The sequence below is a fragment of the Klebsiella sp. RIT-PI-d genome, from assembly GCF_001187865.1.
In the GTDB taxonomy this organism is placed as follows: Bacteria; Pseudomonadota; Gammaproteobacteria; order Enterobacterales; family Enterobacteriaceae; genus Superficieibacter.
On record NZ_LGIT01000018.1, the window covers coordinates 16757 to 30816 of the forward strand.

Sequence of the window (14060 nt, forward strand, 5' to 3'; positions counted from 1 at the left end):
AACATGAAGCCGCCTTTGTTGTTATGCAACGGTTGGAGCGAAGGTCGCGTAACGTTATACTGATCCTCTTTCTTCCCGGTGAACTCTCAATACACTTATGCCTGTTTTTGCGCTGCTCGCTCTTGTTGCCTATTCATTCAGCCTGGCGCTGATCATTCCCGGCCTGCTTCAGAAAAATAGCGGCTGGCGGCGCATGGCGATCCTGTCGGCGGTTATCGCGCTGGTTTGCCACGCATTTGCGCTGGAAGCGCGCATTTTTCCTGACGGAGATGGCGGCCAGAATCTTAGCCTGTTGAATGTCGGTTCACTGGTCAGCCTGATGATCTGTACGGTGATGACCATCGTTGCCTCGCGCAATCGCGGCTGGCTGTTGCTGCCGGTGGTGTACGCATTCGCCTTCATCAATCTGGCTTTCGCCAGTTTCGTACCCAATGAGTACATTACCCATCTGGAAGCGACGCCCGGCGTCATGGTGCATATTGGAATGTCGCTGTTCTCTTACGCGACGCTGATCATTGCCGCACTCTATGCGTTGCAGCTGGCGTGGATTGACTACCAGCTAAAAAATAAGAAGCTGGCTTTTAACAGTGAAATGCCACCGCTGATGAGCATTGAGCGCAAAATGTTTCACATCACTCAAATCGGTGTGGTGCTGTTGACCCTGACGTTATGTACCGGATTGTTTTACATGCATAACTTATTCAGCATGGAAAATATCGACAAAGCGATCCTGTCGATTATTGCATGGTTTGTCTATATCGTTCTGCTGTGGGGCCACTATCATAAAGGATGGCGCGGTCGTCGCGTGGTCTGGTTCAACGTCGCGGGTGCCTGCATCCTGACGCTGGCGTACTTTGGTAGCCGCGTCGTGCAGCAGTTCGTCAGCTAAGGAGTCCCCCCTGGAACACATTTCTACCACCACGCTGATCGTCACATTGATCGTCATGGTGGTTATCTCCGCTTATTTCTCCGGTTCAGAAACCGGCATGATGACGCTCAACCGCTATCGGCTGAGGCATCTGGCGAAAAAAGGCAACCGTGCGGCAAAACGTGTAGAAGCGTTATTACGTAAACCTGACCGGCTGATAAGCCTGGTTTTGATTGGCAATAACCTGGTCAACATCCTCGCGTCGGCGTTGGGCACTATCGTCGGGATGCGCCTGTACGGTGATGCAGGCGTAGCCATTGCCACCGGGATCCTGACTTTTATCGTGCTGGTTTTTGCTGAAGTTTTACCGAAAACCATTGCCGCGCTGTATCCGGAAAAAGTGGCCTACCCCAGCAGCCTGTTGTTGGCTCCTTTGCAAATTCTGATGATGCCGCTGGTATGGCTGCTGAATACGATTACCCGCATGCTGATGCGCTTAATGGGCCTTAAAACCGATATCGCGATCAGCGGATCGTTAAGTAAAGATGAGCTGCGCACGCTGGTTAACGAATCCCGCTCACAGATTTCACGTCGTAATCAGGACATGCTGCTGTCGATCCTCGATCTGGAGAAAATCAGCGTCGACGACATCATGATCCCGCGTAACGAGATTGTCGGCATCGATATTAACGACGACTGGAAATCCATCGTCCGCCAGCTTACCCACTCCCCTCACGGACGCATTGTTCTGTACCGTGATTCTCTGGATAACACCATCAGTATGCTGCGCGTGCGCGAAGCATGGCGGCTGATGCAGGAGAAGAAAGAGTTTACTAAAGAAGTTATGCTGCGGGCGTCCGACGAAATTTACTACGTCCCGGAAGGCACGCCGCTCAGTACCCAGCTGATTAAATTTCAGCGGAACAAAAAGAAAGTGGGCCTGGTGGTCAATGAATATGGCGATATTCAGGGACTGGTCACAGTTGAAGATATTCTCGAAGAGATTGTCGGCGACTTTACCACGTCAATGTCACCGACATTGGCGGAAGAAGTCACGCCGCAAAATGACGGCTCGGTGATTATTGAAGGTGGCGCTAACGTGCGCGAGCTGAATAAAGCGTTTAACTGGCAGTTGCCGGAAGAAGATGCGCGTACGGTCAACGGTATCATTCTTGAAGCGCTGGAAGAGATCCCGGCCTCCGGCACGCGTGTGCGCATCAAACAGTACGATATTGATATTCTCGACGTGCAGGACAATATGATTAAGCAGGTAAGAGTAATGCCGGTGAAACCGATTCGCGAGAGCATTGCGGAATAGAATAGCGGCACTGACCTGAGCAGCAGCAAAGCACGTCGCTGCTGCTCAGCATTATTTCCGCCAGAAGGCAAACAAGCCGAAAACCGACCTGTCTACGCGGCTTACTTTGCTTTTGCGACTGTTACCATCGCAGCGCGAATAGTACGACCGTTAAGCGTATAGCCTTTCTGCATCACCATCAGCACATTGCCGGCAGCAACATCGTCAGACTCCACCATTGCAATAGCCTGATGTACGTTCGGGTCCAGCGGAACGTTGGTATCGGCAATGACTTCTACGCCGAACTTACGTACCACATCCAGCATTGACTTCAGGGTCAGCTCAATACCTTCGACCATGGATGCCATGTCAGGATTTGCTTTATCGGCCACTTCCAGCGCACGATCGAGGCTGTCCACCACCGGCAGCAGTTCGTTGACGAACTTCTCCAGCGCGAACTTATGTGCTTTCTCGATATCCAGTTCAGTGCGACGACGCAGGTTTTCCATTTCCGCTTTGCTGCGTAGCAGGCTTTCGCGCTCGCGGGTCTGAGCATCAGCTAACTGCGCTTCAAGACTCGCAATTTTTTCATCGCGCGGATCCACCTGTTCAGCAGAAGCCTCTTGTTCAACGGCCTCAACGTCTTCGTGCTGATCCATGATAATTTCTTCCGGGGCTTGCCCCTCAGGCGTTTTCTGTTCTTTACTACTCATGAATTTCTCCGCGTTTTTTTCGCATTCATCTCGCTAACTTCGCTTATTATGGGGATCGGTTTCCTGGTTTCAAGGGAAGCAATCACATTGTCATCAATCATTGGCACAAGGACCACCAGAAAATGAACGCTCATTTCAAGTGCATTGGTATAGTCGGACATCCGCGTCACCCTACCGCGCTCACCACACATGAAATGCTCTATCGCTGGCTCAGTTCCCGGGGCTATGAGGTAATGATTGAGCAGCAAATCGCACGTGAGCTGAATTTAAACGAGGTCCGCACCGGCACGCTGGCGGAAATCGGTCAGCAGGCGGATCTGGCCGTCGTTGTCGGCGGCGATGGCAACATGCTGGGTGCCGCGCGCACTCTGGCCCGCTATGACATCAAAGTCATTGGTATTAACCGTGGCAACCTCGGCTTTCTGACCGATCTTGACCCGGATAATGCGCACCAGCAGCTGGCCAATGTTCTGGAAGGGGAATATATCACCGAGAAGCGTTTCCTGCTGGAAGCCCAGGTATGCCAGAAAGCGTGTCAGAAACGGATCAGCACGGCCATTAATGAGGTGGTTTTGCATCCCGGTAAAGTCGCTCATATGATTGAATTTGAAGTCTATATCGACGAGGTTTTTGCCTTCTCACAGCGCTCTGATGGTTTAATTATTTCTACGCCTACCGGGTCAACGGCCTATTCCCTCTCAGCAGGAGGTCCCATCCTGACGCCCTCGCTGGATGCCATTACGCTGGTGCCGATGTTTCCCCATACCCTTTCTGCTCGCCCGCTGGTCATCAACAGCTGCAGCACCATTCGCCTGCGGTTTTCGCATCACGGCAGCGATCTGGAAATTAGCTGTGATAGCCAAATTGCACTGCCGATTCAGGAAGATGAAGATGTTTTGATTCGCCGTAGCGACTACTATCTGAACCTTATTCATCCTAAAGATTATAACTATTTCAATACGCTAAGTGCGAAACTGGGCTGGTCAAAAAAATTGTTCTGATTTTGTATCGCAGGCCTTTACTGGATAAAAAACCAGTTTATACTGTACGTAAACACAGTTATGGTTTTTCATACAGGAAGGCAGCTATGTTGGCACAACTTACCATCAGCAATTTTGCCATCGTTCGTGAGCTTGAAATCGATTTTCACAGCGGGATGACCGCTATCACCGGTGAAACCGGCGCGGGTAAATCTATTGCAATTGATGCGTTAGGGTTGTGTCTGGGTGGCCGCGCCGAAGGCGATATTGTCCGTGCCGGTGCTAACCGTGCCGATCTCTGCGCCCGCTTTTCCCTGAAAGATACGCCGGCAGCGCTGCGCTGGCTTGAAGCTAATCAGCTTGAAGAGGGCCGCGAGTGCCTGCTGCGTCGCGTTATCAGCAGTGACGGGCGCTCCCGCGGATTTATCAACGGCACCGCCGTTCCACTGTCGCAACTGCGCGAACTAGGCCAGCTTCTGATCCAGATCCACGGTCAGCATGCTCACCAGCTTCTGATTAAATCCGATCACCAGAAGAATTTGCTCGACGGTTATTCCGGAGAAATTGAACTCACTCAGCGGATGGCGGAGCATTACCGCCTGTGGCACCAAAGCTGTCGGGCACTGGCCCAGCATCAGCAGCAAAGCCAGGAACGTGCGGCACGCGCCGAACTGCTGCAGTATCAACTCAAAGAACTGAATGAATTCCATCCTCAGGCGGGTGAATTTGAACAGATTGATGAAGAATATAAGCGTCTTGCTAACAGCGGTCAGTTGCTGAGCACCAGCCAGCAGGCGCTGGATCTTCTCGCTGACGGAGAAGACGCCAATCTGCAAAGCCAGCTCTATACGGCAAAGCAGCTGGTTAGCGAACTGGTCAGCATGGACAGTAAACTTTCAGGCGTGCTGGATATGCTTGAAGAAGCCACCATCCAGATTGGTGAGGCCAGTGAAGAACTGCGTCATTATAGCGATCGCCTGGATCTGGATCCTAATCGTCTGTTTGAACTGGAACAGCGTATTTCACGGCAAATTACCCTGGCGCGTAAACATCATGTTAGCCCGGAAGAACTGCCTGTGTACCATCAGTCGCTGCTCGACGAACAGCAGCAGCTTGACGACCAGGCTGATTCACTTGAGACATTAAGTCTGGCCGTTAATAAACATCATGCATTGGCCCTTGAAACAGCTCGCCAGCTTCATCAACGCCGTCTGTCCAGCGCACAGGAACTGGCCACGCTGATTACTGACAGTATGCATACGCTTTCAATGCCGCACGGGCAATTTACCATCGAGGTTAGCTTTGATGAGCATCACCTGACGGCAGAAGGCGCAGACCGCATAGAATTTCGGGTCACTACTAACCCGGGGCAGCCGCTGCAACCTATTGCCAAAGTCGCTTCCGGCGGTGAGCTGTCGCGTATTGCGCTGGCTATTCAGGTGATTACTGCCCGTAAAATGGAAACGCCGGCACTCATTTTCGATGAAGTTGACGTGGGTATTAGCGGACCGACCGCCGCGGTCGTCGGTAAGCTTTTGCGTCAGCTAGGTGAATCGACACAGGTAATGTGTGTTACTCACCTGCCGCAGGTTGCAGGCTGCGGGCATCATCATTTTGTGGTAAGCAAAGAAACCGATGGTGAAATGACCGAAACCCACATGCATCCGCTGGATAAACGTGCCCGACTCCAGGAATTAGCCCGCCTGCTTGGCGGAAGTGAAGTCACACGTAATACCCTGGCAAATGCGAAAGAACTGCTGGCGGCATAAACTTTTTTGATCTCTGAAGGTCTGAGTTCACAATAAAATAGCCGTATGACCAGGTATCAAAGGTTTTAAAGTGATTAAAGGTCTATTATCATCGGCATATTACATATGAGCCGCGTACTGCTCGGGCCCGAAAAGGAATCAAATCACTATGCGCTGTAAAACGCTAACTGCTGCCGCAGCGGTTCTTCTGATGTTGACCGCAGGCTGTTCCACTCTGGAGCGAGTGGTTTACCGTCCTGACATCAACCAGGGAAACTATCTGGCACCTAATGATGTTTCAAAAATTCGTGTCGGTATGACGCAGCAGCAGGTTGCTTATGCACTGGGTACACCGATGATGTCCGATCCGTTTGGCACCAACACGTGGTTCTACGTTTTCCGCCAGCAGCCAGGCCATGAAGATGTTACCCAGCAGACGCTGACGCTGACCTTTAACAGCGCCGGCACGTTAACGAATATCGATAACAAACCTGCGCTTACCAGCAAGTAATCGCGTTTCATATAAAAAGGAGCCAGATGGCTCCTTTTTTTGTCTGGTAATACATTACATCGGGCTATCACTCAATCCCGGAAAGCGAGCCAGGGTTTACTTTTTGGCCGACTTCTCTGCCCGCTGGCGACGCAGCTCTTTAGGATCGGCAATCAGCGGCCGATAAACCTCCACTCTGTCACCATCCTGAACGCCATCCTGTAATTTTACCGGACGGCTGTATATACCAACTTTATTCTGGCTAAGATCGATTTCCGTACGCAGCGTCAGCAATCCAGAAGCGCGAATGGCGTCTTCAACCGTCGCCCCCTCTTCCAGACTCACTCTCAGCAAATATTGCTTCTGGGGAAAGCCATAAGCGACTTCAACCGCAATCTTACCCGGCACTGTAAACCTCTTTCGCTCGCGTGGTAAAAGCCTGAACCATACTGGCGGCCAGCTCTTTAAATATGCGCCCAAATGCCAGTTCGATCAGCATATTGGTAAATTCAAAATCGAGCTGGAACTCAATCTTGCAGGCATCCTGACCGAGTGGAGTAAACGTCCAGCCGCCAATTAATTTTTTGAACGGCCCGTCAACCAAATGCATCAGAATACTTTGATTACTGCTGAGCGTATTACGCGTAGTAAACGTTTTACTGATCCCGGCTTTCGACACATCGACCGCCGCGGTCATCTGTGATGGCCCGGACTCAAGCACCCGACTTCCGGTGCACCCCGGAATAAACTCAGGATAAGAATCCACGTCATTCACTAAGTTATACATCTGCTCCGCGCTGAACGGGACCAGCGCAGTACGATTAATCTGTGGCATAGCGATTCCCAGGTACATACACGTCAGAAAGAATAACATTTATCATAAGTTAAAAAAAACGCTCTGCCGCAACTCGTGCTAAGATAGCTCATTACGCCTCGAGGGACAGTTGAGGCTGATTAAGATCAGATTAGCGATGTTCAGGATACTATGACTAAGAAAAAAACCCACAAACCTGGATCAGCCACCATAGCGCTGAATAAACGCGCCCGTCACGAATACTTTATCGAAGATGAGTTTGAAGCGGGCCTGGTACTACAAGGCTGGGAAGTAAAATGTCTGCGTGCTGGTAAAGCTAACATCAGTGACAGCTACGTCATCTTAATTGACGGTGAAGCTTATCTGTTTGGCGCAAACTTTACCCCACTGATGGTCGCCTCATCACACGTTGTTTGCGACCCGACCCGTACACGTAAACTGCTGCTAAACCAGCGCGAACTGGATTCGCTGTATGGTCGCGTTAATCGCGAAGGCTATACGGTGGTTGCGCTTTCTTTGTACTGGAAAAATGCCTGGTGCAAAGTCAAAATTGGCGTGGCTAAAGGTAAGAAACAACACGACAAGCGCTCCGATATTAAAGATCGCGAATGGCAAGTTGATAAAGCCCGCATCATGAAACATGCAGGCCGCTAAATAGTCTACCCGGCAGCACAATCTATCCTGCCGGGTATCTTAACCTCTACGTTCTACCTTCTGCCCAAACGCACAGCTATCCCTTTGTAAGCGCTCAGCATTGCGCAAAAAACACGCAATCAGAAAAATAATAAACTCAATCTCAGAAACTGGCATCAAACGTCATAAATCTGTTATACTCAACGCAACACATTGGGGCTGATTCTGGATTCGACGGGATTTGCGAAACCCAAGGTGCATGCCGAGGGGCGGTTGGCCTCGTAAAAAGCCGCAAAAAAATAGTCGCAAACGACGAAAACTACGCTTTAGCAGCTTAATAACCTGCTAAGAGCCCTCTCTCCCTAGCCTCCGCTCTTAGGACGGGGATCAAGAGAGGTCAAACCCAAAAGAGATCGCGTGGATGCCCTGCCTGGGGTTGAAGCGTTAAAACTAATCAGGCTAGTTTGTCAGTAGCGTGTCCGTTCGCAGCTGGCCGGCGAATGTAAAGACTGGACTAAGCATGTAGTACCGAGGATGTAGGAATTTCGGACGCGGGTTCAACTCCCGCCAGCTCCACCAAAATTCTCCATCGGTGATTACCAGAGTCATCCGATGAAGTCCTAAGAGCCCGCACGGCGCAAGCCCTGCGGGCTTTTTTGTGCCCTCAATTTGTCCCGCGAAGTCTGATGCCAACTAATTAAATCCGAACCTTTTAGACACCTTGTTAGGCACCTTATAAAGCTTTATTGTTTTTGAGGTGCCTAAAACTATGGAAACCCGGCAATGGCAAGACAAACCAAACCTCTCTCAGTTAAAGAAATCGAATCTGCCAAACCCAAGGAAGCGGACTACGTTCTCTATGATGGCGATGGCCTTGAGCTACTGATCAAATCCAGCGGGAGTAAAATCTGGCAGCTTCGCTACATTCGACCTGTTAGCAAGAAACGTGCGAAGAAGAGCATAGGCCCCTACTTACGTACGGAGCAAGGCTGGCTGTATCGGACAGTCGTCATCTACATGTGGTCGCGAGCCATCATTGGCTAGCCAATGTCATCGCGGATGACGGCACAGTTGACCTGCGATACGCTACAGATGGTGTTGTGGCGAGGTAAACGCCTGGAAAATGTCATCGTCCACACAGATCGTGGCGGTCAGTACTGACCAGCGGATTATCAGGCGCTGCTGAAGCGGCGTAGCCTGCTACGATAGCATAAGTGTAAAGGGTTGCTATTACGATAATGCTTGTGCTGAAAATTTCTTCTATTCACTGAAAGTTGAATGCATTCACGGCTAACGTTTTATCAGCCGGGAAATAATGTGGACGACGATATCTAATTGTAGCGGGCGTGATTACAATCAGTGGTGTCGTCACAGTGCCTGTGGCGGTCTCAGTCCAGGACAGTTTGAAAACCAGAGCCTCGCTTAGGGCTGTGCTCATATTACATAGGTGGGATCAGTCACGCAATCACCATCAAACCAGTTATCCCAGCATTTACCTACCGGTGATAATAATGCGTGTACATCCTGCCACAGCGATGTTCACATATTTAGTATATTACAGTAAAACCTGATTTTTATTTGACGGATCAACTAGCTGCCGTAGTTTTGGATACAGTTTTTATACTTCATATTTTATCCGATACGTAATAACAATTATTCTATACCCATCATATTTCAGGTTGCATGTGCGTTAGCTTTCCTCGCTCACCCCAGTCATGTATTAGTGTACGATTCTGTAGATTCACTGCGCCGCTGCCTTCCTCCTGCTCAAATTATTTATGGTATATATAAATAAAACCATAACCATTTCTGATTATTTTTGCACTAACACGCAATATAAAAAATGGACAAGCGTATAGTGTTAACCAGGCTCACGAAAGCCTCTCAACTTTAAGAACACCATGTTATCTAAAAGCAACTACATAAGGATTAAATAATGGAAATCGAACATAAAGCGTTTGATATTGAGTTAACGATTAAAAATGGTGTTGTTACCTCTGTTCGTCAGATTCAAAAGGGTGAAATTATTGCATCATTGGACACTTTTTTTGGTTAGCAAAGCAAGCGGGATACAAAGTTATTCCACCTGATGACATTAACGCAAAAACGGTAGAATTTGATGAAGCAAAATAATAAATCACTTAACTTCTGACGTTACTGTCGGCGGTAAGTCTCTACCAGCCCATCGCCGAAAAAATAAATCATGAAATCCGCATTCTGGAGCGTTCACAGAACATTTTTTCATTTATACTGACAGTTCTCTCAGATACCATCCAGAATGAAATCCAGAGCATCTTTTACAGTCTGGCGATATATACTACCATCACAAAACTCAGCGCCGAGAGCCTTTAACGGGATACTCGCCAGTTCATGGGTCATCATGACATACTGGTTACCATCAATGAGTTCCAGTACGGGATTTAATCGCGCCGGGCGTACCTCAAGATTTGGATAACGCCCTACAGGCAACAATGGGATCACCAAGCGTGTATTCAATGTGCCAATGATATCGCTCGTCACATTTATGAGCAGCGGGTACAGTATGCTTCTTCCAGAATTGCGATAAATGACGAATTGCATAATTTAGAACGTCCTGTAGTCATCACTGAAATGTCCATGCTCATCATGGAAGCGGTTAAGTGCCTCCAGCCCTTCCCGATTTTCTTCTTTCCAGCGAGTGGCGGCGTGCATTTTCAGTTCGGCATCAAGGGCTGTGGCCAGAGTCTGACTCATATTCAACCCAGCAGCACGGGCGGCAGCGATCAAATCGCGTTCCAGTGTGACGGTAACACTCTGAGTAGTACGTTGTTTCATGCCAGCCACCCCTCTCTATTTATATACGTTCAGATTACACGTATTTTTGAACATAGTCATTTACTAAAAAACTGCTAACAATCATAAAAGCTCACATCACTACATAATAATTATTTTTATCAATTATTTAAGATAAAAATAACGCTTAATCATGGCATTTATAGTGCTACTTTCACGGTAACGACCGCAGCCAGAGACTGCCCCCGAACTCCAAAACTGTGCTCGTCTGCTATGTAAGGTTATTCGAGTCCAATCAGGGAAAAACTTCATATACATCAGGAGAGTTCACCTATACCTGCTATGTATTATCCTATGACCTCAACCAACATGGATGTAGTAAGCAGCTCTCTTTTGAGATTACTGACGATATCGAGGGCATTCTCAACGAAATATGCCAAAGAGAAACTAGTTTAGAGGCCGCTAGTGCTGCTTTATGTTTAGCCATACGGATTTATTCGTTTCTTTCTTAATTCACTTACAAAAAGCGAAGCAGCTCACATTATGTGAAAAAAAGAGAAATCACTCTAATGCGTTTGATGCGTGGAAAGGTCGTGCTCATATAATAGCAAAGTCCGCTCTATATGTAAGGTTAATTATGACAACTTGCCAGGCTTCACACAGATACAACATGATGTTCGCCACTCTTCCTGAAGATCAAAGCTACCCATTCCGCCATAAATGTGCCGGGTGTGCATATGAATTGGGGTTTGAGGCAGGAGTCTTAAACCAGGAACCTGAGGCAGCTATTGCTATTGATTCCATCTTAGAAAGCCAGGCTGCGAGAGTGCGTCACCGGAGCCCTCGGGTAGCTTACTATCAAGGATATACCGACGGTTTAAACGAGTATTACATCCGAAACCCGCGTGGTTAGGCATGCATACTCTGTAAGTTTTATTATTTGAAAAGGAATCCCAAATGGTAACCTATGCTTCTGATTTCAATGAAATACCTAATGCTTTAAACAATAATACTGAACTAAAAGAAAAAATGTTATCTTTAATTCTCAGTAAAAATATTGAGGGTAAAGTAACGGAAGGTGCAGGCAGGCTAGAGGAGTTCAGAGAAATTTTATCCCAGCTAACTAAAGGCGAATTGCAATTGGATGAGGCCATCGAAGCCGTTGAATCTCGTATCCCACGTTATACATCAATCCATTCTGACAATAATCGGGTCTTTGCTAGTGGCTGGTCAGAACGTTTGACACGAACACAATTCAGTCGATTTTATAACCAAGCCGTACTAGAAATGGAGATAGCCAAAGGACACAATGAATGTTTTGTTCCACCGTCTTCTCATGAACAAGCTTCATCTCAGTGCTCACAAGTTCTTGCCGGACGTACTCACGACACGAGCCATTTACTTAAATTACTTGTTGCCTCTTATGAGCATGGCAACTGGGACAAAACACCTAAAATTCCTGACCATCCTCATTGTACCCATGTGATTAAACCGGTGTCTTGATTTTTGCACCATGTCTCTGACATGAAATATATGACATTGATTCCATTAGTATTTATAGAATATTCAGCTTGATAGTATTTAGCATTGCTCCACCAAAATCCTTTGTTGATGGTCACCAGAGCCTGATATGAAGTCCTGAAAGCCCGCACGGCGCAAGCCCTGCGGGCTTTTTTGTGCCTGCAATTTGTCCTGCGAAGTCCGAAGAGAACTCATTAAATCCGAATCTGTCAGGCCCCTCCTCGACAGTTACTCTTGCCGATGCAGGAAGAGTATCGCTCTCTCCTCGCGAAACAAATCGCTCCTCAGGCGCATTCATAAGAACAGCTGCGCTGTTCACCTGGCCTAAAACCAATACGCTCATATTGATGAGTATTGCTGAAACGTTCTTAATGGAGTTTTATGCCGGAATCCCATATTTTCCCGGCAACCAATGAATTAAAACGTTGCTTAATCCTTGATAAGGGCGGCCAGTGCCAGCCCCGCAAGACGGGCGCTTGAGAGAAGCTGCTCAACACTGTGACCCTGACGAGCCTTAGCAGACAGTCCGGACATAACGGTGCTGACAAAGTCGGTCAGACGTCCGGCATCTTGCGGATAGCGAGTCGCTATAAAACGGCGAATAGTGTCCTCAGCGGCCCTATGGAAAACGTTTGAGGCCTGACGAGCCTGTTGATCATTACACCGTGTCCCCTCAATAACCAGGCAGCCAGTACACACTTCATCTTCACCATAGCGCCGGGCTGCCTCGGTCAGCAGATCGGTCAACGCTTCCGCCACGGTTCGATCGTCACGCAGCAGTTGAGTAAGGGGGATCGCGCCTGTTTTGGCATAGCGATCCAGCACGCGGGAATACAATCCGGCCTTATTACCAAAAGCGCCATAAAAACTCGGAGGATTAATATCAAGGGTATCGGTAACATCAACGATGCTGACCGCGTCATAACCTTTTGCATGAAATAATCTCTGAGCAACAGCAACGGCGTGTTCAGCGTCGAATTTTCGGGGGCGTCCAGGCGTTCTTACCTGTTTTTTAGTGATCACTACAAAACCTATTGACATCAATCCGGGACTATTTTGTAATGCATACTACGAAATCATACAAGGACATTTTCATGAGCGCATTTCAGAATAAGCAGGTTCTGGTTCTTGGTGGGAGCCGGGGGATTGGCGCAGCTATCGTTCGGCGTTTTGCCAGTGATGGTGCCCGGGTCAAATTTTCTTTTGCCGGATCGAAGGATGCAGCCGAACAGCTGGCGAATGAAACAGGCTCTACTGCCGTTCATAGTGACAGTTCGATCCGTGATGAGGTCATTACAACTGTACGCGAAAGTGGCCCCCTGGACATACTTGTGGTTAATGCCGGTATCGCTATATTTGGCGATGCTCTGGAGCAGGATCCGGATGCAATCGATCGCCTCTTCCGGATTAACATTCATGCGCCCTATCATGCTGCTGTAGAAGCTGCCCGGCATATGCCTGAAGGTGGACGCATTATCATCATCGGTTCCGTAAATGGCGATCGAATGCCGATTCCGGGCATGGCGTCTTACGCACTCAGCAAGTCTGCATTACAAGGTCTGGCTCGCGGGCTGGCCCGTGATTTCGGTCCACGTGGGATCACCATTAATGTCGTTCAGCCGGGGCCTGTTGATACCGATGCGAATCCGGAAAACGGCCCTATGAAAGATCTTATGCACAGTTTCATGGCTATCAAAAGACATGGGCGCCCTGAAGAGGTGGCTGGTATGGTGGCGTGGCTGGCGGGACCCGAGGCGGGTTTTGTAACCGGTGCAATGCATACGATCGATGGCGCTTTTGGAGCATAAATATGCGGGATGGTGAGTAGTTAAAGAGTGGCTTCTCACCGTTCTGTTCTGAAACAGCAAGTACACATCTGTTGACTGAAATGAAAAAACCGTAAGTACAACGCGGTGGTGTTACCCGCGAATGGTATATGCGAACGGGTTAATAGTTAGAATTTAAATAGTTAACACACATTACTATTAAATAATGATAAAAGTTTTTATCTTAGCGAAATCCAAATAGAAATAGACCGATAAAATCAAGGGTTATTTTCAACACAATTACCCCTACATCATTCACTTACAATAAAGCAGCGCCGTAATATACCCTTTAAAACCTACCTGGTTATATATTTGTTCTCTGTTGAATCCTTTCAGCATAAAAGGTTATACGTCACATTAATTATTACAATACCTTTATGCGACCTTTAATCTTCATC

General features: G+C 48.2%; 14 protein-coding genes, 1 other RNA gene and 2 pseudogenes. 11 read left to right on the forward strand and 6 right to left on the reverse strand.

Annotation, left to right across the window (positions count from 1 at the left end):
* Nucleotides 1–97: 97 nt before the first annotated feature.
* Nucleotides 98–889, forward strand: coding sequence for a cytochrome C assembly family protein (locus AC791_RS19015; protein WP_049842061.1), 792 nt, complete (start codon nt 98–100; stop codon nt 887–889).
* A 10-nt stretch (nt 890–899) separates the two neighbouring features.
* Nucleotides 900–2186, forward strand: coding sequence for an HlyC/CorC family transporter (locus AC791_RS19020; protein ID WP_049842107.1), 1287 nt, complete (start codon nt 900–902; stop codon nt 2184–2186).
* 101 nt (nt 2187–2287) lie between these two features.
* On the opposite strand, the gene grpE is transcribed toward AC791_RS19020, so the two are convergent.
* Complete coding sequence (gene grpE / locus AC791_RS19025; RefSeq protein WP_049842062.1) at nt 2288–2878, reverse strand: nucleotide exchange factor GrpE; 591 nt, start codon at nt 2876–2878, stop codon at nt 2288–2290.
* A 122-nt stretch (nt 2879–3000) separates the two neighbouring features.
* Here grpE and nadK point away from each other — a divergent pair, with 122 nt between their 5' ends.
* From nadK to bamE, 3 genes are all read left to right on the forward strand, one after another.
* Entirely contained in the window at nt 3001–3879 is an 879-nt protein-coding gene (nadK, locus tag AC791_RS19030; RefSeq protein ID WP_049842063.1) for an NAD(+) kinase, read from the forward strand.
* Between the two features lie 86 nt (nt 3880–3965).
* Nucleotides 3966–5627 (forward strand): DNA repair protein RecN, encoded by a 1662-nt coding sequence (gene recN, locus AC791_RS19035; RefSeq protein WP_049842064.1) that lies wholly within the window; start codon nt 3966–3968, stop codon nt 5625–5627.
* 148 nt (nt 5628–5775) lie between these two features.
* Entirely contained in the window at nt 5776–6117 is a 342-nt protein-coding gene (gene bamE / locus AC791_RS19040) for an outer membrane protein assembly factor BamE (RefSeq protein WP_049842065.1), read from the forward strand.
* A gap of 96 nt (nt 6118–6213) precedes the next feature.
* On the opposite strand, the gene AC791_RS19045 is transcribed toward bamE, so the two are convergent.
* Nucleotides 6214–6504, reverse strand: coding sequence for an RnfH family protein (locus AC791_RS19045; protein WP_049842066.1), 291 nt, complete (start codon nt 6502–6504; stop codon nt 6214–6216).
* A complete protein-coding gene (locus AC791_RS19050) occupies nt 6494–6931 on the reverse strand; it encodes a type II toxin-antitoxin system RatA family toxin (protein ID WP_049842067.1) in 438 nt (145 codons plus the stop codon). Before AC791_RS19050 ends, AC791_RS19045 begins: the two co-directional genes overlap by 11 nt.
* Nucleotides 6932–7081: 150 nt before the next feature.
* Here AC791_RS19050 and smpB point away from each other — a divergent pair, with 150 nt between their 5' ends.
* The 4 genes and pseudogenes from smpB to AC791_RS20105 all read left to right on the forward strand — a co-directional run.
* A complete protein-coding gene (gene smpB / locus AC791_RS19055) occupies nt 7082–7564 on the forward strand; it encodes an SsrA-binding protein SmpB (protein ID WP_049842068.1) in 483 nt (160 codons plus the stop codon).
* Between the two features lie 194 nt (nt 7565–7758).
* Nucleotides 7759–8122, forward strand: a transfer-messenger RNA (tmRNA) gene (gene ssrA, locus AC791_RS20100).
* Nucleotides 8123–8326: 204 nt separating this feature from the next.
* Nucleotides 8327–8515 (forward strand): annotated as a pseudogene (locus AC791_RS20650) (integrase arm-type DNA-binding domain-containing protein); the annotation flags it as partial.
* Nucleotides 8513–8969, forward strand: a pseudogene (locus AC791_RS20105) (DDE-type integrase/transposase/recombinase); the annotation flags it as partial. The pseudogenes AC791_RS20650 and AC791_RS20105, both read left to right, overlap by 3 nt.
* Before the next feature lie 836 nt (nt 8970–9805).
* Here AC791_RS20105 and AC791_RS19065 read toward each other — a convergent pair.
* The gene (locus tag AC791_RS19065) at nt 9806–10123 is read right to left on the reverse strand and encodes a CcdB family protein (protein WP_049842070.1); all 318 of its coding nucleotides are present in this window, start codon (nt 10121–10123) and stop codon (nt 9806–9808) included.
* 3 nt (nt 10124–10126) lie between these two features.
* Nucleotides 10127–10357, reverse strand: coding sequence for a type II toxin-antitoxin system CcdA family antitoxin (locus AC791_RS19070; protein WP_049842071.1), 231 nt, complete (start codon nt 10355–10357; stop codon nt 10127–10129).
* Between the two features lie 915 nt (nt 10358–11272).
* Here AC791_RS19070 and AC791_RS19080 point away from each other — a divergent pair.
* Nucleotides 11273–11818, forward strand: a complete 546-nt coding sequence (locus AC791_RS19080; protein ID WP_049842072.1) for a hypothetical protein — start codon at nt 11273–11275, stop codon at nt 11816–11818.
* Between the two features lie 447 nt (nt 11819–12265).
* Here AC791_RS19080 and AC791_RS19085 read toward each other — a convergent pair whose 3' ends face one another.
* A complete protein-coding gene (locus tag AC791_RS19085) occupies nt 12266–12859 on the reverse strand; it encodes a TetR/AcrR family transcriptional regulator (protein WP_199485525.1) in 594 nt (197 codons plus the stop codon).
* Between the two features lie 71 nt (nt 12860–12930).
* On the opposite strand from AC791_RS19085, the gene bdcA reads away from it, so the two are divergent.
* Nucleotides 12931–13644 (forward strand): SDR family oxidoreductase, encoded by a 714-nt coding sequence (gene bdcA / locus AC791_RS19090; protein ID WP_049842073.1) that lies wholly within the window; start codon nt 12931–12933, stop codon nt 13642–13644.
* Nucleotides 13645–14060 lie beyond the last annotated feature (416 nt).

Coding starts and splice junctions, on each gene's coding strand:
- AC791_RS19070 (WP_049842071.1), bottom strand. CDS start 10,357: ATGAAACAACGTACTACTCAGAGTGTTACCGTCACACTGGAACGCGAT.
- bamE (WP_049842065.1), top strand. CDS start 5,776: ATGCGCTGTAAAACGCTAACTGCTGCCGCAGCGGTTCTTCTGATGTTG.
- AC791_RS19050 (WP_049842067.1), bottom strand. CDS start 6,931: ATGCCACAGATTAATCGTACTGCGCTGGTCCCGTTCAGCGCGGAGCAG.
- nadK (WP_049842063.1), top strand. CDS start 3,001: ATGAACGCTCATTTCAAGTGCATTGGTATAGTCGGACATCCGCGTCAC.
- AC791_RS19080 (WP_049842072.1), top strand. CDS start 11,273: ATGGTAACCTATGCTTCTGATTTCAATGAAATACCTAATGCTTTAAAC.
- AC791_RS19065 (WP_049842070.1), bottom strand. CDS start 10,123: ATGCAATTCGTCATTTATCGCAATTCTGGAAGAAGCATACTGTACCCG.
- grpE (WP_049842062.1), bottom strand. CDS start 2,878: ATGAGTAGTAAAGAACAGAAAACGCCTGAGGGGCAAGCCCCGGAAGAA.
- bdcA (WP_049842073.1), top strand. CDS start 12,931: ATGAGCGCATTTCAGAATAAGCAGGTTCTGGTTCTTGGTGGGAGCCGG.
- recN (WP_049842064.1), top strand. CDS start 3,966: ATGTTGGCACAACTTACCATCAGCAATTTTGCCATCGTTCGTGAGCTT.
- smpB (WP_049842068.1), top strand. CDS start 7,082: ATGACTAAGAAAAAAACCCACAAACCTGGATCAGCCACCATAGCGCTG.
- AC791_RS19015 (WP_049842061.1), top strand. CDS start 98: ATGCCTGTTTTTGCGCTGCTCGCTCTTGTTGCCTATTCATTCAGCCTG.